Origin of the sequence: Sphingobium limneticum (assembly GCF_008710165.1) — a bacterium.
GTDB lineage: Bacteria > Pseudomonadota > Alphaproteobacteria > Sphingomonadales > Sphingomonadaceae > Sphingobium > Sphingobium limneticum.
Genome location: NZ_VYQA01000027.1, coordinates 13072 through 31289 on the forward strand (window position 1 = coordinate 13072; position 18218 = coordinate 31289).

Below are 18218 nucleotides of genomic sequence, written 5' to 3' on the forward strand. Positions count from 1 at the left end.
AATATGCTCATGGATTTTGCCTCCGTTCGCCGCATCGTCACCGGTCACGACGCCTCCGGTCGCGCGATCATTCAGGAAGACGCCCCGGTCCAGCGCGTACAGCGTGTCGGCGGGGACATCGGCCCAATGTTCCACGAGGTCTGGAACACGCAGGCCACGCCCGCGCCCATCGACGCTGACTCTTTCGAACCGGCCGAACAGGGCATCATCCTGGCCGCGCCGAAGAACGGTACGCGCATCCGCGTACTCGACATCCCGCCTGAGGGCGAAGGCATCCGCACCATGACGCCCGAGGAAGCCCGCGCCCATTTCGCCGAAGTCGGCGCGCATGACGCCTCCGCTCATCATGGCGAAGGATCGCGCCACGCGCTGATGCACCGGACCGAGACTATCGACTATGGCATCGTGGTCGAGGGCGAACTGGTCCTGATCATGGACGAAGGCGAAACCACCGTGCGCGCTGGCGACATCGTGATCCAGCGCGGCACTAACCATGGCTGGTCCAACCGTTCCGACCGCAATTGCCGCATCGTCTTCATCCTGATCGACGGCGCATTCGACGCTGAGCTGAAACGATGAATGTTGAGCCGGCGCGCGGAGTGATCCACGCGTCGACATTCTAAGATAGTATTGGAAGGAAACAGGCCCATGCGTTTCGCAACGTGCGCCAACGGCACCCCCGATGGGGAGTTGATACTCTTATCGCGGGACGGCGCACGCGGCCTGCCGCTCGGTGCGCGCTGGCCTAACCTGCTGCATGCGATCACCGATTGGAACGCGTTGCTGGATGACGCGGCATCCCTTTCGGCGACGCTGGAGGCCGGTGGGGGCGATAGCGTCGATCAAGCCACCCTGCTCGCTCCGCTACCGCGCACCTGGCAATGGCTGGACGGGTCGGCCTTCGCAAATCATGGCGCTCTGATGCAACGGGCGTTCAATCATCCCCCGATCGAAACCGACCTTCCCCTGATGTATCAGGGCATGAGTCATTGCTTCCTGGCCCCGCAGGAAGATGTCGCCTTCCCAACCGAAGCAGACTTCATCGATTTCGAAGGCGAATTTGCCATCGTCACCGATGACGTGCCGATGGGCTGTTCGGCGCAGGACGCCATGGGGCATATCCGCCTCATCCTCCTGATCAACGACTGGTCGCTGCGCGCTGTGGCCCCGACGGAAATGAAGACCGGTTTCGGCTGGATCCAGGCAAAGCCCGCGTGCAGCGCCGCGCCGATCGCAATCACGCCTGACGAGCTTGGGGGCAATTGGCGCAATGGCCGCGTTTGCCTGCCGCTGCGCGTGGAGATTAACGGCGCATGGTTCGGAAACCCGTCAGGCGAAGGCATGGGCTATGGATTCCATGAACTGATCGCCCACGCCGCCCGCACGCGGCATCTATGTGCAGGGACGATCATTGGCTCCGGCACGGTGTCTGACGCTGATTACGAGCAAGTGGGATCGACCTGCTTGTCCGAACGGCGCGCGATCGAGATGATCGACCAAGGCAAGTCCGTCACGCCCTTCCTCCACTTCGGCGACCATGTGCGAATGACCGCCGGAACCGGCGACAGCCCGTTCGGCGAGATTAGTCAGACCGTTACGGCGTTCAAGCCCTGATCCCTTCTGATTCACCCCACGTCGTCTCCTACAGACAGCACCCTTGCAGGTACGGCTAGGCGCCGCACCTGGTGTAGGGCCGATCGTGGCTGCATGCCTACTGGCGCGCATGCCCGAACTCAGACGCCTTTCCAGCCGACAGGTTGCAGCCCTTGCCGGTCTGGCGCCGTTCGATCGGCAAAGCGGCAACACCAGCCGGCCTGGACGCTGCCCGGACGGCAGGCCAAGCGTCAGACGTTCCCTCTACCTAGCAGCGCTCACCATCGCGCGCTCAGGCAAAGGGGACTTCGCCGCCACAACCAGACGGCTGCGCGGCGCCGGCAAACCTTTCAAGCTTGCGATCGTCGCCACCATGCGAAAGCTCCTCATCACGCTCAACGCTATGGTCAAAAACAACACCAAATATCGCAATGCATGAACACAGTTGCTCAGGAGAGCCTTGGCATAAAGCGACATGCCGACGCCATCGTGCCAGATGATCTTGCAGAGGTCGCCGCGGCGTCCCCTGAAAATGTAGAGGTCGCCCGCGTAGGGATCACGTCCGAAACTTTGCTGCACCTGCAGGGCCAGGCTGCGCATGCAGCGCCACATGTCCGTCTGCCCCGTTGCAATCCATATCCGAACGCCGGAGGGGACTGGGATCACGGCTTGACCGACCGCAGCACTGCCGACACCAGCCCAGGTGATGCGCCAGCGGGAATACGCACAATCGCCCGCTCGAACTCCACGGTGATCGCCGATCCGCTCACTGGCATCGGATCGGGCTGCACCTGCACTTCTGCAAAGCCTTGGGCTGCCTGCCCCATTTGCCGCCGCCATCTGTAGATCTGGTTCGGCCGCAGATCGGCACGGCGGGCAATCTCCGCCACGTTCGCGCCGAGCGCCGAAACCCCCTCAAGTCCCCACTCCTGCTAGATATGCGATGGAACGCCCTGCGACTCCGTTAAACCGAATTGCGTCGCTATCGCCAATCCCGCTGACCATGCCAATCGGATTGTTCATGACAATGTATCGTCCTGAAAACTGTTGTAACTGGCCGGTAGCCGACCATCCGGTTTCAAGCCTAGATGTAGCGATAGCTTCCGTTCGCGCGAGATTATTTGGCTAACCAACTATGCCGTTCACCGGAGCCGCCGGGAACGTTCTTATCTGGCTAGAAAGCTATGATAAAACCGAGCGTCGTAAATAACGTCTTTCCGCAAGATGAGTAGCGCGCGTTCCGGATTACTCATCTTCACCATCGGCCAGCATCCGCATCGCCGCCCCGTCCAAATCGTCATATTGTCCGCTGCGCAGCGCCAGAAAGAAGGCGCAAAGCGCCACCAGCCCGCACAAAAGGGCAATGGGGATAAGGAGGACGAGGCCGGTCATTTCGCGCTCCCGTTCAGACGCAGGGCATTGGCGACGACGATAAGGGAGGAAAGCGACATGGCGATCGCCGCGACCAGCGGCGTGACCTTACCCGCGATCGCCAGCGGCACCGCCAGGATATTATAGCCGATGGCGAGCGCGAAATTCTGCTTCACCACTCGCACCGTCCGGCGCGCGACGCGCAGCGTGACGGCAACGGGCGCCAGCCGGTCGCCCAGAAACACGGCATCGGCGGTCAGCTGGCTAGCATCGCTTGCCGATGCCGGCGCCATGCTGGCATGGCCCGCCGCTAGCGCCGGCCCGTCATTGAGGCCGTCGCCGACCATCAAGATCTTTTGACCCCGTCTTTTCAGCCGTTCGATCAGCGCCAGCTTGTCGGCCGGGCGCAGATGGCCGATCGCGGTCGTGCCGGTCGCGCGCGCGACATCTTCCAACGCTTCGGGCCTGTCTCCGCTGGCAATCAGGATCGCCAGGCCATCCTGCTTCAAATCACCAATCAGGTCGATCGCATCGGGCCGTAGCGCGTCGGCGAAGCTAAGCAAGGTCGCATGATTGCCACGCCGATATTCGCTGGCGAGGCCGAACAGGTTGATCAGGCTGCGCGGCCGTGTGAGCGCCACGTCATCATGCCCATAACGCCCAAATACGCCTTCTCCGGCAACCTCCCGCACATTCTCGATCGCGGCCGCCTCGCCCCCGTTCAGTGCCTGCCGCAGCGCATTACTGAGCGGATGGCGACTGGCACACGCCAGCGCGAGCAGAATCGCCTTGTCCTGCGCCGCCAGCCGATCGAGATCGCGCGGCACCGGGCGCCCCAGCGTCAGCGTGCCGGTCTTGTCGAACACCACTTCATCGACCTCGGCCAATCGCTCCAGCGCCGATCCGTCCTTTACCAGCACGCCGCGCCGCATCAGCGCGCCGCACGCCACCACCTGCGCCGCCGGCACCGCCAGCCCGAGCGCGCAGGGGCAAGTGATGAGCAGCACGGCCACCGCGATCAGCAGCGCCTGATGTACGCCTGCGCCGGCGATCATCCACCCCGCGAAGGACAGCGCCGCCAGCAGATGCACGCAGGGCGCATAGAGCCGCGCCGCCCGGTCGGCCAGCCGCACATAGCGCGACTTGCCCTGGCCCGCCTGCTCCATCAGCCGGGCGATGTCGGCAATGACCGTATCGGGGCCGGCCGCCGTCACCGCGACATGGATCGGCCCGTCGATATTCAGCGCACCGGCCTGCACCATGTCGCCGGGTCCGACAGGGACCGGCGCGCTCTCGCCGGTCAGGAAAGCGATGTCCATGCCCGACATGCCTTCGACCACGCGCCCGTCCGCCGCCAGCCGCTCGCCGGCCGCGACCAGCATTCGCATTCCCGGTCGCAGGTCGACGGCCTTCGTCCAATGGCTGTGCCCCTGCCCGTCCAGCACCAGCGCGCCGGGCGCACTTTGCTTCAGCAGCGCCGCCACGCCGGCACGCGCCCGCACCCGCATCATGCTGTCCAGGCACCGCCCAGCCAGCAGGAAGAAGAGCAGCATCACCGCCCCGTCGAACCAGGCATGATGGCCGTTGGTTAGCGTCTCATACAGGCTCATGCCGGTCGTCAGCAGCACTCCGATGCTGATCGGCACGTCCATGTTCGTGCGCCCTTGCCGCACAGCGGCGAAGGCGGATCGGAAAAAGGGCTGGCCGGCATAAGCGACCGTCGGCAGCGCGATCAGCGCGGACAGCCAATGGAACATCTGCCGCGTCGCTCCATCCGCCCCCGACCAGATGGACACGGACAGCAACATGATGTTCATCGCGGCAAAGCCGGCCACCGCCAGCGCCCGGATCAGCGCCTTGTTCTCCGCCGCCGCGACATCGACGCCCGGATCGGCCAGCATATCGGCCTCGAAACCAATCGCGGCGATCGCGGCCTTCAGCGCCGGCGGTTCCAGCGTCGGATCGTGGCGGATGGCGACGCGCTTATCGGTCATGTTGACCCGCGCGGATTCGATCCCCGGCACTTTGGCCAGGCCTTGTTCGATTTTGGCGATGCAGCCGACGCAATGCAGCGCAGGGACCGCAAACAGGCTTTCGATATTGTCGGCCGCAGGGATTTCCGCGAAAAGAAGCTGGGTCGCCATCAGAAGACCTCCTGCAACAGATGCTGTTCGCCATGGTCGATATCGGCGCGGACCTGCCAGCGCCCGGCGGGCAGGCGGACGTCGCTGACATAGCGCCCCGGCGCCGCCTCATGGAACATAAGCTGTATGTCGGGAGCGCGGCCCAGCGGATGCTCCGCCACCGCCGCGATCCGGGCGCCCGCCACCGCCACGCCCTTCGCATCGGTCAGCGTCAGCGCGACATGGCGGTCCGCATCCAGCGCCATGACGTCCTGCCAGCCGAGCCGATCCTGCATCCGTGCCTGTGCCAGATAGCGGTTGAACTTCTGGCTTTCGACATAGCTGTTATCGACCACCGTGCCGCCGAAGGACTGTACCGCGATGGTCGCCATCAGGGCATTCACGACAATCACCACCGCGAAGAAGGCGACCAATATGCCGGTCATGTGCCAGCCGGTGAAGCGACGGATCATATCTCAGGGCCTTTCGAAACGGGCGGGTTCGCTGTCGCCGCCGCCTTCGCGATCGGTGGCGCGCACGGTGAAGGTGAAGTCCTGCCGGGCGGTGCCGGCGGCGGGCGCCGCGATGAAGAGGCGCAGCTTGGCCACGCTGTCGGCCGGGACGGTGGCGGTGACGGCGGGGGCGGCCGCCTCGCGCGGCATGGCGTCGGTCCACAGCATCGCGCCGGGCAGGCCATCGACGGCAACCGTGACCGGGCGGGGCCGCGCCTCCATATTGCGGACCTTGACCATATAGGCGTTGCGGATCGCCCCGTCGGACAGGCGCACGAAGATCGGGTTGCGATCCTGCTGCGCGGCAATGTCGATCCGGGTGCGCGCGCTCAATGCGAACAGCATCGCCGCGCCGATCGACACCCACACCGCCGCATAGGCCAAAGTGCGCGGTCGCAGCAGCCTGTTCAGCACGGGCTTTGGCGCCGCGCCCTTCCTCTCCGCCTCCGCGTCCTCCTGCGTGCAATAGTCGATCAGGCCGCGCGGCCGCCCCACCTGCGCCATCACCGTGTCGCAAGCGTCGATGCACAAGGCGCAAGTGATGCAACCGACCTGTGCGCCATCGCGAATGTCAATGCCGGTCGGGCAGACCGCGACGCACTGATTGCAGTCGATACAGTCGCCGAACAGGGCGGGATTGGCCTGCGCTTTCTTCACGCTGCCGCGCGTCTCACCGCGCCAGTCCTTGTAGGTGACGACCAGCGACGTTTCGTCCAGCATGGCGGTCTGGATGCGCGGCCAAGGGCACATATAGATGCACACCTGTTCCCGCATGAAGCCGCCCAGCAGGAAAGTCGTCGCGGTCAGCACGGCCACGGTCGCATAGGCGACCGGCGCAGCGCCGCCGGTCCAGAACGCATGGCTAAGGCCGGGCGCATCTGCGAAGTAGAAGATCCAGGCGCCGCCGGTGGCGAAGGCGATCGCCAGCCAGATGCCCCATTTGGCAAGGCGGCGGGCCAGCTTCGCCGCGCTCCATGGTGCCTTCGCCAGCCGGATCTGCGCATTGCGGTCGCCATCAATCGCGCGCTCGACATGCTGATACAGGTCGGTCCACACCGTTTGCGGGCAGGCATAGCCGCACCAGGCCCGCCCCACCGCCGACGTCACCAGAAACAGCCCGATCCCCGCCATGATGAGCAGGCCGGCGACATAATAAAATTCATGCGGCCAGATTTCGATCGCGAACATATAGAAGCGCCGGTGCGCCAGATCGATCAGCACCGCCTGGTCGGGCGCATAAGGCCCGCGATCCCAGCGCAGCCATGGCGTGCCCCAGTAAATGGCCAGCGTCATCGCCATGATCGCCCATTTAAGGCGCCGATAGAAGCCGTCGACCGCCTTGGGATAGACGCCCTTGCGCTTCTCATAGAGATCGGAAGAACCGGCTGACATCAGCATGGCGGGATTCCGTTGGGTCTTAAAATCTCCGTCATCCCGGGCTTGACCCGGGATCCCACTTCTTCTTCGCGCCTGTTGAAAAAGGCAGCTGGACCCCGGGTCAAGCCCGGGGTGACGGAAGCGGAGAGATTATTGCGCGCCATTGCCCGCTTCCACTGGCGCCGCCTCGCCGCCGCCCAGGCTATGGACATAGGTGGCAAGCATGCGAATGGTCGCCTTGTCGAGCTTGTCGTCCCAGCGCGGCATCACGCCCTGACGGCTGTTCCATACCGTTTCGCGGATCGTCTCCGCGTCGCCGCCATAGAGCCAGAGGCCGTCGGTCAGGTTGGGGGCGCCCAGCACCCGCGTCCCCTTGCCATCCGCGCCGTGGCAGACCGCGCAATTGTCGGCGAAGACCTTCGCCCCCCGTTGCGATGCGGCGCTGGTCTTGTCTTGTCGGCTGATGACGCGGACATGGGCCAATACATCATTGACCTGCGCGCCGGTCAGCAACTGGTCGCGGCCGAATGCGGGCATGATCGATACGCGCGTCTCCGCATGATCGGGGTTGCGCACGCCGTCGGTGATCGTCTTTTCGATCGTGGCGAGATCGCCGCCCCACAGCCAGTCGTCGTCGTTGAGGTTGGGATAGCCCTTCGCGCCCGCCGCGCCGGAACCATGGCACTGGACGCAATGGACCTTGAAAGCGGCGCGACCACCCTCGACCGCCGCCTGCATCAGTTGCGGCCTGGCGGGCAGGTCGGTGATGGCGGTGTCCGCAATCGCTCGCCGCAACGGCGCGACTTCCGCTTCCCGCGCAGCCAGTTCCTTGTCCAGCGCCCCCCGGCTCGACCAGCCCAGCGCCCCGCGCGTATAATCGTGCAGCATCGGGATCGCCGGATACGCAATCACATAGCCGATCGCGAAGAGGATGGTCGCATAGAAGGTCCACAGCCACCAGCGCGGCAGCGGCGTGTCCAGTTCGGCGATTCCGTCCCACTCATGGCCCTTCAATTCAGTGCCGGTGGCAACGTCGATATGTTTGTCCTGTCCGTCAGCCATGATCGGCCTCCGTCTCATCACTCTGGAAGATCATCGTGGAGGCGTGGCGGCTGTGTCGGCGGCCACGCGGCAGGAAGTGACAGCCGACGAGGACAAGATAGGTCGCCCCCATGAAGACCAGCCCCCAGCTGTCGGCGAAGTGGCGCAAGGCATCGTAACTCATCGCGGCTGCTCCCCTTTCTGGTCTTCTTGGGGCTTGGCCGCGTCCACATCGACAAGCGTGCCCAGCATCTGGAGATAGGCGACCAGCGCATCCATCTCGGTCAGCCTGGCGGGATTGCCGTCGAAGTCGCGCTGCTGCGCCTTGGGATAGCGTTTGAGGAGGTCGCTGGCGTCGGCATTTGGATCGGCCTGTGCGGCCAGATCTGCGTTCGCCTTGGCCACATCATCCTTGCTGTAGGGCACACCCACCCGCCCCAGCGCGGTCAGGTCGTCGCGCATGTCGCCGGCCGTCAACTCGCGCTCGGCGAGGAAAGGATAGGTCGGCATGATGGACTCCGGCACCACGGCGCGCGGATCTTTCAAATGCTGGACATGCCATTCGTCCGAATAGCGACCACCCACTCGCGCGAGGTCCGGCCCGGTGCGTTTCGACCCCCATTGGAACGGATGGTCGTACATACTCTCCGCCGCCAGGCTGTAATGACCATAGCGCTCCGTTTCGTCGCGGAAGGGGCGGATCATCTGGCTGTGGCAATTGTAACAGCCTTCGCGGATGTAGATGTTCCGGCCCGCCAGTTCGAGCGGGGTATAGGGGCGCATCCCCTCCACCTTCTCGATCGTATTGTCGATCCAGAAAAGCGGCGCGATTTCCACGATGCCGCCAATGGCGACGACGATCAGAGAGGCGATGCCCAGCAGCGAGATATTCCGCTCCAGCCTGCCATGGTCGAAGAATTTGGAAGCCATGTTGGCGTCTCCTTATGCAGGCTGGGCAGCGATGAGAGGCTTGTCGGCGATCGGATCATAGGCCGCGTCGCGCATCGGCTTTTCCGTACGCAGGGGCGTGCCCGCGATGGTCATGCCGATGTTCCAGGCCATGATGATCGCGCCGCTCAGATACAGCAGGCCGCCCGCCGCGCGGATGAGATACATGGGCAGCATCGCGCTCACGACTTCGGAGAAGCTGTAGACGAGATAGCCGTCGGCCCCATATTCCCGCCACATCAGCCCCTGCATGATGCCCGCGACCCACATGGCGGCGGCGTAGAGGACGATCCCCAGCGTCGCGAGCCAGAAGTGCCAGTTCACCAACCGCAGCGAGTAAAGGCGTTCCCGCCTCCAAAGGCGCGGCGTCAGATAATAGAGGCAGGCAAAGGTGATGAGGCCGTTCCAGCCCAATGCGCCGCTATGCACATGGCCGATCGTCCAGTCGGTATAGTGGGACAGGCTGTTGACCGCCTTCACCGACATGACCGGCCCTTCGAAGGTGGACATGCCGTAGAAGGCCAGCGCCATCACCATCATGCGGATGATCGGATCGGTGCGGATCTTGTCCCAGGCGCCGTTCAGCGTCATCAGGCCGTTGATCATCCCGCCCCAGCTGGGCATCCACAGCATGATCGAGAAGACCATGCCCAGCGTTTGCGCCCAGTCGGGCAGCGCGGTATAATGGAGGTGGTGCGGACCTGCCCAGATATAGAGGAAGATCAGCGACCAGAAATGGATGATCGACAGGCGATAGCTGTAGACCGGCCGTTCCGCCTGCTTGGGCACGAAATAATACATCATGGCCAGGAAGCCGGCGGTCAGGAAGAAGCCCACCGCATTATGGCCGTACCACCATTGCGTCAGCGCATCCTGCACCCCGGCAAAGGCGCTGTAGCTTTTGGAGCCGAGCAGGCTGACCGGCATGGAGAGGTTATTGACGATGTGCAGCATCGCTATCGTCAGGATGAAGGCGAGGTAGAACCAGTTCGCCACATAGATATGCGGTTCGCTGCGCTTGATGACGGTGCCGCCAAAGACGATCAGATAGCAGACCCAGACGATCGTCAGCCACATGTCGACATACCATTCCGGCTCGGCATATTCCTTGCCCTCGGTCATACCGAGCAGATAGCCGGTCGCGGCCAGGACGATGAAGAGCTGATAGCCCCAGAAGACGAAGTCAGCGAGCTTGGGCGCAAAGAGCCGCGCGCGGCAGGTGCGTTGCACGACATAGAAGCTGGTCGCGATCAGCGCATTGCCGCCAAAGGCGAAGATCACCGCCGATGTGTGCAGCGGGCGTAGGCGGCCGAAGCTGGTATATTCGATGCCAAGATTGAGCGCCGGGAAGGCCAGCTGGAGCGCGATATAGAGACCCGCCAAGAAACCGGCGAGGCCCCAGAAGACGGTCGCGATCACGCCCCAGCGGATGACGTCGTCATAATATTTGCCCTGATCGGCGGGCATCTTCAACAGACCGCGCGCAAACCCCGCATAGTCGGCGCTGCGCATGGCATAGACGGCCAGCCCCAGCGCGATCGCGCTCACGATCCCCATATGGACGGCAAAGCCGCCGTCGCGCGCCGCCAGCATCGCCGCAAAGGCGATCAGCGCCAGCGCGAACCAGCCGCCCGTCCGCATCACCAATCTGTCCATCGACTTGTCCCCGCATCAGCTCATTGCGGTGCTCCATCGGACAGGCGCCGCGCTTATGCCTTGATCCTTGTCAAAAGCGGGCGGCGGGGTCTTTACGGGATAGTGCGTAGGGAGAGGAGAAGGCACCCTTCCATTCGTCATCCCCGCGAAGGCGGGGATGACAGAGAATGGCTATCTGGATTAAGCAGGTTCTAGCCCGCCTCCGTCAGCGCCTCCAGCGCGGCGCTGTCCACCAGCCGCACGCCGCGCCGGCCGACCAGATCGATCACGCCCGTGCGCTTCATCTCGGTCATCTGACGCGAGACGGTTTCGATGGTCGTGCCCAGCACGTCCGCAATCTGCTGGCGCGACAGGGGCAAGTCGATCACGCCGTCCGCATCCGCGCGCAACCGTCGCCCCATGTCGAGCAGGAAGGTCGCGACCTTCTCTCGCGCGGTCTTGCGACCCAGCAGCAGCATCCAGGCGCGGGTGCGGTCCAGGTCGTCGAGCGTTCGCTGCAAAAGGCGATGCTGCAATTCGCCATGGCGCAGGGCAAAGCCGTCGAAACTGCCGCGCGGAAACAGACACAGCCGTGCGTCGGTCAGGGCTGTCACGCTATGCGGCGTGCGTGCGCCGAAGGGGCGACCGATAAAGTCGGCAGCATAGACCACGCCCACGATCTGCTCACGCCCGTCGCCGGTGGAGGTAGCGAGTTTCAGCGTCCCGTCGATCACATTGGCGACCACGGTGCTGTCGCCCCCCTCCCACATCACCGTCTGACCGGCCTGCAATGTGACGCGCCGCCCGATCCGGCTGAGCGCGTCGCGATCGGCATCATCGAGGCCAGCGCAAATGGCATGATCGCGGACCACGCAGTTTTCGCAGGACTGCCCGCCACAGGAGCGAGCCACGGGCGGAAGGGCGCCGTTTTGCGCCATGTCAAATCGCATTTCCATGCCCGCTGCATGACGCGGCGGCAGGCCGCGACCTATCCGTAAATGTCCCTAGAGATGGGTGGGATCGGCCAGTTCGGAGTAGGAGATTGCGCGCTTAACTTCGCACATTTCCCACCTACTGCGACATTTGCGAACAAATGTTGGAAATTTTGTTGCGAGAGCTGCGGGTGTGGTTGTCGCGGTGTCTATAGCAAGGATGGGGGGCAGCAGTGCTGGATTGCTCCACCTACTGTTATCCTATCGAAGGCCGGGATTTCAGGCCGCCATGCGCTTCCCCTCCTGCGACCCCAGCCTTCGCTGGGGTGACGAATAGGGCCATCACCCGCCCGTCGCCTCCATCCCTTCACCCGCGTGAAATGCTATGCGCAGCGCTTCGGCGAGGCTTTTCACCTCCAGTTTCTGCATCAAATTGGCGCGGTGGATTTCGACCGTCCTTGGGCTGATGCCCAGATCATAAGCGATGCTCTTGTTAGGCAGCCCGTCCACAAGCCCGTTCAGCACGTCACGTTCCCGGTCGGTCAGCACGTTCAGTCGCGCCTGCGCCTCCTGAGCGCGGGCGCTGGCGCCGCGTGCCGCGATCGACTGGCGGTGGGCAGCTTCTATACAGGAAATCAATGCCGCTTTTTCGAACGGCTTTTCGATGAAGTCGCTGGCGCCCGCCTTCATCGCGGCGACCGCCATGTCGATGTCGCCATGGCCCGTCATGATGACCACCGGCAGCATCACGCCATGCGTGCGCAGCTCACTCTGCACCGCCATGCCGTCGATATCGGGCATGCGCACGTCCAGCAGCACGCATCCGGCCGGCAGGGCGGCCGCCTCCTTCAGAAATTCATGCCCCCCGTCGAACAGGCGCACGGCATAACCACTCGTCTTGAGCATGAAGGATAGCGACCGGCGGATCGCATCGTCATCATCGACGACATAAATGGGATAGGGCTCGCTCATGCGCGTCTCCGGCTCAGTCTTCGGCGATATCGAGGGTGAAGTGGAAGGCGGTGCCGCCCCAGGATGAGGGTCCGGCCCATATGCGGCCGCTATGCCCCTCTACGATGGTCTGGCTGATCGACAGGCCCACGCCCAGGCCGCGCGCCTTGGTCGTCGAAAAAGGGGTGAAGAGCGTGCGCGACATATCCGGGTCCAGCCCTGGCCCACTGTCGGCCACGATCACCTCAACCTTGCCCGGTACGTCGGTGGCGGGGGCAGCGGTTACGCGCAGGATGCGCACCGGGCTGTCCTGCATCGCCTCCACCGCATTTTTGACGAGGTTGATGACCACCTGCTGCAATTGCACCCGGTTCACGAACACGCGATCGATGGCAGGATCGACGCTGACGTCCATGTCGATGCCCCGGCTGTCGATGCCAATGAAGGCCAGAGCCGCACCCTCCGCCAGCAACCCCCGCAAGGGTTCGGACTGGCGCATGGTTTCGCCGCGCTTGATGGATTCGCGCAGCGAGCGGATGATCTCCCCCGCCCGCAGCGCCTGCCCCGCGCTCTCGTTCATCGCTTCGCGCAGCATATCGCGATCGACGGGGCCATCCCCTTCTAGCAGATCGCGCCCCGCCTCCATATAATTGGCGATCGCGGTCAGCGGCTGATTCAGTTCATGCGCCAGCGCGGCGGCCAGCGTGCCCATGGCGGTGACGCGCCCGGCATGGGCGAGTTCGGCCTGTAAATCGGCGACGCGTCGTTCGGCCTGCTGCCGTTCGGTCAGGTCGCGGATGAAGCCGGTGAACAGGCGGCGGCCTTCCGTCTCCACTTCCCCCACCGACAATTCGATGGGGAAGGTCGATCCGTCCCGCCGCCGCGCGCTGGTCAGCCGGCCAATGCCGATGATCCGCCGTTCGCCAGTGGTCAGATAATGGTCGATATAGCCGTCATGCCGCTCCCGATCGGGCGAGGGCATCAGCATGGAGATATTCTCCCCCAGCACGTCGCCTTCGGCATATTGGAACATGCGTTGCGCCGCCGGGCTGAAGGACACGATCCGCCCGCGCATGTCGATGACGATCAGCGCATCAGGCACGGTGGTCAGGATGGACCCCAGCAACGCCTGTTCCAGACTATGATCGCGCAAGCCCAATCCGTCGGTGTCGTCGTCCGCTACTGCCATCGGGGGATCATGCCGTCCTTTCAGTGCGCCAGCAAGAGCGGCACGGGCGCGGTGCGCAGCAGCGAGCGGGTGACGCCGCCGAAGATCAGCTCGCGCCAGCGGCTGTGGCCGAAGGCACCCATGACGACCCAGTCGGCGTGCAGGCTGGCCATCGCGTCGCGCAGCGCGATCTCGGTCGGGCGGTCGGTGCGGGACCAGCTGTGTAGTTGCGCCTTTATGCCATGGCGGGCGAGATATGCGGGTGCATCCGTCGCAGGGAAGGCGCTGTCGGCCTCCTCCACAGTCACCACATCCACCGCCTCAGCCAATTTGAGCAAAGGCACGGCGGCGCGTAGAGCGGCGCCGGCGTCCGCCCGCCGAGCACCAGATCCGGCACGATCGGCAGAGGATCGCGCAGGCTGCTCCGGCCGCCTTCGGGCAAGCTGGCCACGATGATGTCGGCCAGTTTCGCGGCGGACAGCAGGCCCGGCAGGCTGTCGCCCTGCATCGACTGCCAGTCCCATGCCACATCCTCCTGCGCGAAATGCGCTTCGGTACGGGTCCGGAACGCCTCGTCAATGGCGTGGAGTTCGGCCGCGACCATGGGGGCATAGCCCATGCCGTCCTGTGCGCCGGCCGCGATCATATCCGGGATCGGCGTCACCTGGACACACTGGACATGGGCCAGCCCGGCACGGGCCAGGTCGCAGGCCACCTGCAAGCGGCTATCGGCGCCATGGTCATCATGAATATGCAGCAGGATCGTCTTCATGGCGCATCTCCGTCGGTTCATGCCCCGATTATGCCTGCCCCCGCGCGATCACTATCAGGGATAGTCCTTATAGCATTTCCGGGCCTGAAAAGGGATTCAAACTGGCATGACATGGACCACGATACGCCTGGAACTAGCCCGCACTCCGGCGTTCCCCAATGGGTCGGCCGCGCGCAGCTATGTGATGCGTCTGCCGATCGCCCCGGACGGCCGGATTGACGAGCAGGAATATCGCCACCATCCCGAATATGCGACCGTGCGCCGCTTCTGGCCGAACGAGCCGGACCAGCATGGCCATCTGCTGCGCACGGCGGAGGGGTGGACGCTGTCCTATGCCCCACATGACCCGTCGTTCCGTATAGAGGCGACAATGATCCGGTCGGGTAGTCATCTCATGCTGATCGAGCCGGATGGGCAGGCCCTGCCCTTCGAGGTCAAGGCCATCGCAGCCTGAAAGCGGCGGCCCGCTCGGACCGCCGCTCCGCCCACTACAGTTTGAAGCCAATCCCCACGCCCACGACCAGCGGGTCGAGGCTGACGCGCACCTTCTGCACGCCCGCTGCCGCGGTCGACAGGCGCGCCGTGGTGTCGATGTCGATATATTTGACGTCGATATTGAGGAACATGCGCTCGTTGAGGTCGATGTCGACACCCGCCTGCGCCGCCCAACCGAAGCTGTCGGACATATGCACCTTCGTCTTGCCGACCGCACCTTCCAGACCGCTCGACGCATCCTCATTGTAGAAGAGTGTATAGTTGACGCCCGCGCCGACATAGGGGCGGACCTTGGCGTCGGGCAGGAAATGATATTGGGCCGTCAGCGTCGGCGGCAGCACCCAGGTCGAGGCCAGCTTGCCGATCGAACCGGTCGTGCCGGTCCGGCCGCTGGCCGTATGTTTGGTGGTCGCGGCGATCAACTCGAAACCGATATGGTCGCTAGCCATCCAGGTGAAATCGACTTCGGGCGTCACCGCATTGTCGACGCTTACCTTCTCGCCGGGGAAGCCGGGTAGCACCGAACCGCTCTTCTCATTGGGCGCGACCATGATGCCGCGCACGCGGATCAGCACGTCGCCCTGCTTCGCCTGTGCCGGGGTGGCGAGTGCGCCGACGATGGCGGCGGCACTCAGCAAAATGGCTTTCCTGTTCATTAGGAGTCTCCTTCCCTTCCGGTTGGTGACCGCCCTTTGCGCCCGGTCGATCAGCCCGGCATTGATCCGGCGCAAGCTGCAATTTGACGTGGCGCAATGCGTGGAAGTCGCGCCTGTGCGATCCGGCAGCCATGTGGACCTATCATCTCGATCTGCTCGCCCGCCCGGTGCCGCGCTACACCAGCTATCCCACCGCCGCCCAATTCAGCGACGCCGTGGGTGAGGCGGACCTATTGGCGCGGCTGGATGGGATGGAGGCGGACACGCCGCTCTCCCTCTATCTCCACATCCCCTATTGCCATGACATATGCTGGTATTGCGGCTGCAACACCGGTGCGGCCAATCGCACTCAGCGCCTGACCGCCTATGTCGAGGCGCTGGAACGGGAAATGGCGATGATCGCCGCCCGGCTTGGTGGGCGGGGGCGGGTGCGGCGAATCGCCTTTGGCGGAGGCAGTCCCAATTCGCTGCCGCTAGTCGATTTCATCCGGCTGTTGCAGCAGCTGACCCGCTGCTTCGATGCGGGTGATGCCCATGTATCGGTCGAGCTGGACCCGCGCCGGCTGGACAGCCAGTGGATCGCGGCGATGGCGGCAATGGGAGTGGACCGCGTCAATCTGGGCGTCCAGACCTTCACACCGGCGGTGCAGGCACGCATCGGCCGGGTCCAGCCGCATAACATGGTGGAGCGCGCGGCGGAGGGGTTCGCCCGCGCCGGGGTGTCTGTGGGGTTCGACCTGATGTATGGCCTGCCCGGACAGGGGATGGACGATCTGGTCGCGACGCTGGAGGCCAGCATCGCCATGGCGCCGGCACGGATCGCGCTGTTCGGCTATGCCCACATGCCGCGCCTGCTGCCGCGTCAGCAGCGGATCGACGCCAGCGACCTACCCAACCTCGTAAGCCGGTTCGCCATGGCGGCGCAGGGGCATGACCGGCTGGTTGCGGCGGGTTATCAGGCGATCGGCTTCGACCATTTCGCCCTGCCCGGCGATTCATTGGCGCGGGCCGCGCGCGACGGAAAGTTGAGGCGCAATTTTCAGGGCTTTACCGATGATGATGCCGATGTGCTGATCGGCATGGGGGCGAGCGCGATCAGCGCGTTTCCCGATCTACTGATCCAGAATGAGAAACGCGCGGGAGCTTGGCGCGATCGGGTTGCCGCTGGCCGGCTGACCGCCATGCGCGGGCTAATCCGCGATGATTACGACCGGCGGCGGGGCCGCATCATTGAGGCGCTGCTCTGCCGAGGCGAGGCGCATCTGGGCGCAATACCGATGCCCGACCTGTCAGATCTCGAAAAGCTGGGGTTGGTCCAGTGTAGCAAGGATGGGGTGCTGCTAACCTCCGCCGCTCGCCCCTATGCGCGCGTCATCGCGGCCCGGTTTGACCCCTATCTGGCGGCCGAGGAAGAGCGGTTCAGCCATGCGGTCTAGCGCGGCTTGGCTGGCAGTGGTCGCCTGCTTCACACTGACGGCCGGTGCGCTGCCGGCTCCGGCGACCCCGCGCGCCATCCTTTTTTGCGGCAGGCCGCCGCCCGGCTGGGTACCGCCCCGGCATCGCCAGCCCCCAACGCGACCCGTGCCGGGCGGTCCCTGCCATGTTCTGCTGTGCAACTCCGACCGCGAAAGGCGGGGCAGTGCGTAGCGATCTGCTGAACCTAAAAGAATGACCGCTTCAAAGAAATGAAAATGAGTCACTGGACGACGTTAAGTGGCGGATCCCGGCACCGGCTTGCTGCTCTGCTCAAACTAGCGATGTGGCTTCCTTTTCGCGGCGCATAACCTTGCCCAGCGCCTCCCGGTATCCATCTACGACATTGGCATAGAGATGGATTTCCTGCTGAAGACCGTTTTTCATGCCGACGCCTTGAGACTTCTCGTTCGCGTGTCGCATCGTCTCCACGATCAGCATTATCATCTACAAAGGCTCATTAGGAAGGCCCGCGTCTCATGCAGGCCAAGATTGTCGAAGAACGATCCGGTGAATGCATCTCCGTCGTTGGTCAGTCTGTCCATGTCCACGGTCAGGTGCGTGACATAAATGCTCACGTGGGCCGTGCTGTCGTTTATCCGGTCTTTGAAATCTTTGAGAAAGCCATTCAGTTTTGGCTCTTCGCCTTCGCACGGAGCATCTCCAATATAACGGCGGCTGAGATTATCTTGATATCTCGCTGCCCCAGCACCAGAAACACGTCCCGCTCCAAACGCGAAAGGATACGGGCTGCATGGCCAGGCTCAAGGGCGCTCACCCGAGCGCAATGCTAGGCCTGGGCCGCAACCTCAAAGCTGACGATTGGCGCTGCCGCCTTGGGTCCAGGATCTTCGCCCCTGGCAAGGGCGAGCTTGGCCTCCGCGCGACGTAGCCGTGCCTGTGCGAGAGTAACCTCAGGATAGCGTCCGAATGAAAGCAGCTTCTCTTCGCCGTCGAACCGATATTTCATGCGCCAAAGGCGCGAGCCTGTTGGGCGGACAAGCAGATAAAGGCCTTGGCCATCTGCCAGCTTGTAATCCTTCGAACGCTTCGTGGCGTAACGAACCTCGAGTTCCTTGAGCGGCATGGGGGGATCTCCTGCTGAACGCTGGCGATTACCCCAGAAAATACCCCCAAATGCAAATCGATGTCCTGGGATTTGCCGCGATTC

23 protein-coding genes and 1 pseudogene are annotated in these 18218 nt (G+C 63.9%); 5 read left to right on the forward strand and 19 right to left on the reverse strand.

Translation table 11 applies throughout. The features are described from left to right. Positions 1-9 precede the first annotated feature (9 nt). The 3 genes from F4U95_RS22165 to F4U95_RS25570 all read left to right on the forward strand — a co-directional run bounded on the left by F4U95_RS22165 (position 10) and on the right by F4U95_RS25570 (position 2032). Complete coding sequence (locus F4U95_RS22165; RefSeq protein WP_120252868.1) at positions 10-579, forward strand: cupin domain-containing protein; 570 nt, start codon at positions 10-12, stop codon at positions 577-579. A 69-nt stretch (positions 580-648) separates the two neighbouring features. Beyond that, on the forward strand, positions 649-1614 hold the full coding sequence (locus F4U95_RS22170) for a fumarylacetoacetate hydrolase family protein (protein WP_120252867.1): 966 nt from the start codon (positions 649-651) through the stop codon (positions 1612-1614). A 109-nt stretch (positions 1615-1723) separates the two neighbouring features. Beyond that, positions 1724-2032 (forward strand): transposase, encoded by a 309-nt coding sequence (locus tag F4U95_RS25570; RefSeq protein ID WP_425505087.1) that lies wholly within the window; start codon positions 1724-1726, stop codon positions 2030-2032. 26 nt (positions 2033-2058) lie between these two features. Here F4U95_RS25570 and tnpB read toward each other — a convergent pair. From tnpB to F4U95_RS25280, 15 genes and pseudogenes are all read right to left on the reverse strand, one after another. Next, positions 2059-2259: pseudogene (tnpB, locus tag F4U95_RS25575) on the reverse strand (IS66 family insertion sequence element accessory protein TnpB); the annotation flags it as partial. After that, positions 2256-2483, reverse strand: a complete 228-nt coding sequence (locus F4U95_RS22185; RefSeq protein WP_120252864.1) for a transposase — start codon at positions 2481-2483, stop codon at positions 2256-2258. The pseudogene tnpB and the gene F4U95_RS22185, both read right to left, overlap by 4 nt. A gap of 355 nt (positions 2484-2838) precedes the next feature. Further along, positions 2839-2985, reverse strand: coding sequence for a cbb3-type cytochrome oxidase assembly protein CcoS (gene ccoS, locus F4U95_RS22190; RefSeq protein ID WP_120252863.1), 147 nt, complete (start codon positions 2983-2985; stop codon positions 2839-2841). After that, positions 2982-5108 carry a heavy metal translocating P-type ATPase gene (locus tag F4U95_RS22195; protein WP_150426858.1) on the reverse strand — a complete coding sequence of 709 codons (2127 nt, stop codon included), beginning with the start codon at positions 5106-5108 and terminating at the stop codon, positions 2982-2984. Before F4U95_RS22195 ends, ccoS begins: the two co-directional genes overlap by 4 nt. Next, on the reverse strand, positions 5108-5560 hold the full coding sequence (locus F4U95_RS22200; RefSeq protein WP_120252861.1) for a FixH family protein: 453 nt from the start codon (positions 5558-5560) through the stop codon (positions 5108-5110). The genes F4U95_RS22195 and F4U95_RS22200 overlap by 1 nt, the downstream gene beginning before the upstream one ends. Before the next feature lie 3 nt (positions 5561-5563). Further along, complete coding sequence (gene ccoG / locus F4U95_RS22205) at positions 5564-6997, reverse strand: cytochrome c oxidase accessory protein CcoG (protein WP_120252860.1); 1434 nt, start codon at positions 6995-6997, stop codon at positions 5564-5566. Between the two features lie 129 nt (positions 6998-7126). Beyond that, positions 7127-8038, reverse strand: a complete 912-nt coding sequence (gene ccoP, locus F4U95_RS22210; RefSeq protein WP_120252859.1) for a cytochrome-c oxidase, cbb3-type subunit III — start codon at positions 8036-8038, stop codon at positions 7127-7129. Further along, positions 8031-8201 carry a cbb3-type cytochrome c oxidase subunit 3 gene (locus tag F4U95_RS22215; RefSeq protein ID WP_120252858.1) on the reverse strand — a complete coding sequence of 57 codons (171 nt, stop codon included), beginning with the start codon at positions 8199-8201 and terminating at the stop codon, positions 8031-8033. The genes ccoP and F4U95_RS22215 overlap by 8 nt, the downstream gene beginning before the upstream one ends. Beyond that, positions 8198-8947, reverse strand: a complete 750-nt coding sequence (ccoO, locus tag F4U95_RS22220; RefSeq protein WP_120252857.1) for a cytochrome-c oxidase, cbb3-type subunit II — start codon at positions 8945-8947, stop codon at positions 8198-8200. Before ccoO ends, F4U95_RS22215 begins: the two co-directional genes overlap by 4 nt. A gap of 12 nt (positions 8948-8959) precedes the next feature. Then, complete coding sequence (ccoN, locus tag F4U95_RS22225; protein ID WP_120252856.1) at positions 8960-10621, reverse strand: cytochrome-c oxidase, cbb3-type subunit I; 1662 nt, start codon at positions 10619-10621, stop codon at positions 8960-8962. A gap of 191 nt (positions 10622-10812) precedes the next feature. Further along, positions 10813-11556, reverse strand: coding sequence for a Crp/Fnr family transcriptional regulator (locus F4U95_RS22230; RefSeq protein ID WP_120252855.1), 744 nt, complete (start codon positions 11554-11556; stop codon positions 10813-10815). 318 nt (positions 11557-11874) lie between these two features. Then, a complete protein-coding gene (gene fixJ / locus F4U95_RS22235; protein WP_120252854.1) occupies positions 11875-12504 on the reverse strand; it encodes a response regulator FixJ in 630 nt (209 codons plus the stop codon). Positions 12505-12517: 13 nt separating this feature from the next. Next, a complete protein-coding gene (locus tag F4U95_RS22240; RefSeq protein WP_120252853.1) occupies positions 12518-13672 on the reverse strand; it encodes a sensor histidine kinase in 1155 nt (384 codons plus the stop codon). Positions 13673-13692: 20 nt separating this feature from the next. Beyond that, positions 13693-13962 carry a universal stress protein gene (locus tag F4U95_RS25275; protein WP_232016166.1) on the reverse strand — a complete coding sequence of 90 codons (270 nt, stop codon included), beginning with the start codon at positions 13960-13962 and terminating at the stop codon, positions 13693-13695. Continuing rightward, a complete protein-coding gene (locus tag F4U95_RS25280; RefSeq protein WP_232016164.1) occupies positions 13956-14423 on the reverse strand; it encodes a hypothetical protein in 468 nt (155 codons plus the stop codon). Before F4U95_RS25280 ends, F4U95_RS25275 begins: the two co-directional genes overlap by 7 nt. Positions 14424-14529: 106 nt before the next feature. Here F4U95_RS25280 and F4U95_RS22250 point away from each other — a divergent pair, with 106 nt between their 5' ends. Next, complete coding sequence (locus F4U95_RS22250) at positions 14530-14877, forward strand: hypothetical protein (RefSeq protein ID WP_120252852.1); 348 nt, start codon at positions 14530-14532, stop codon at positions 14875-14877. A gap of 34 nt (positions 14878-14911) precedes the next feature. On the opposite strand, the gene F4U95_RS22255 is transcribed toward F4U95_RS22250, so the two are convergent. Continuing rightward, positions 14912-15574 carry an OmpW/AlkL family protein gene (locus F4U95_RS22255; protein ID WP_120253513.1) on the reverse strand — a complete coding sequence of 221 codons (663 nt, stop codon included), beginning with the start codon at positions 15572-15574 and terminating at the stop codon, positions 14912-14914. A 131-nt stretch (positions 15575-15705) separates the two neighbouring features. Between F4U95_RS22255 and F4U95_RS22260 the strand changes: the two genes are divergently transcribed. Continuing rightward, complete coding sequence (locus tag F4U95_RS22260; RefSeq protein WP_120253512.1) at positions 15706-17010, forward strand: radical SAM protein; 1305 nt, start codon at positions 15706-15708, stop codon at positions 17008-17010. A gap of 310 nt (positions 17011-17320) precedes the next feature. On the opposite strand, the gene F4U95_RS24685 is transcribed toward F4U95_RS22260, so the two are convergent. From F4U95_RS24685 to F4U95_RS22265, 3 genes are all read right to left on the reverse strand, one after another. After that, the gene (locus F4U95_RS24685; RefSeq protein WP_161600439.1) at positions 17321-17494 is read right to left on the reverse strand and encodes a hypothetical protein; all 174 of its coding nucleotides are present in this window, start codon (positions 17492-17494) and stop codon (positions 17321-17323) included. Positions 17495-17675: 181 nt separating this feature from the next. Next, positions 17676-17825 (reverse strand): phage integrase central domain-containing protein, encoded by a 150-nt coding sequence (locus tag F4U95_RS25580; RefSeq protein ID WP_425505088.1) that lies wholly within the window; start codon positions 17823-17825, stop codon positions 17676-17678. Positions 17826-17837: 12 nt separating this feature from the next. Beyond that, positions 17838-18218: Arm DNA-binding domain-containing protein (locus tag F4U95_RS22265; RefSeq protein ID WP_246171685.1), on the reverse strand; the 381-nt coding region annotated here is incomplete at its 5' end.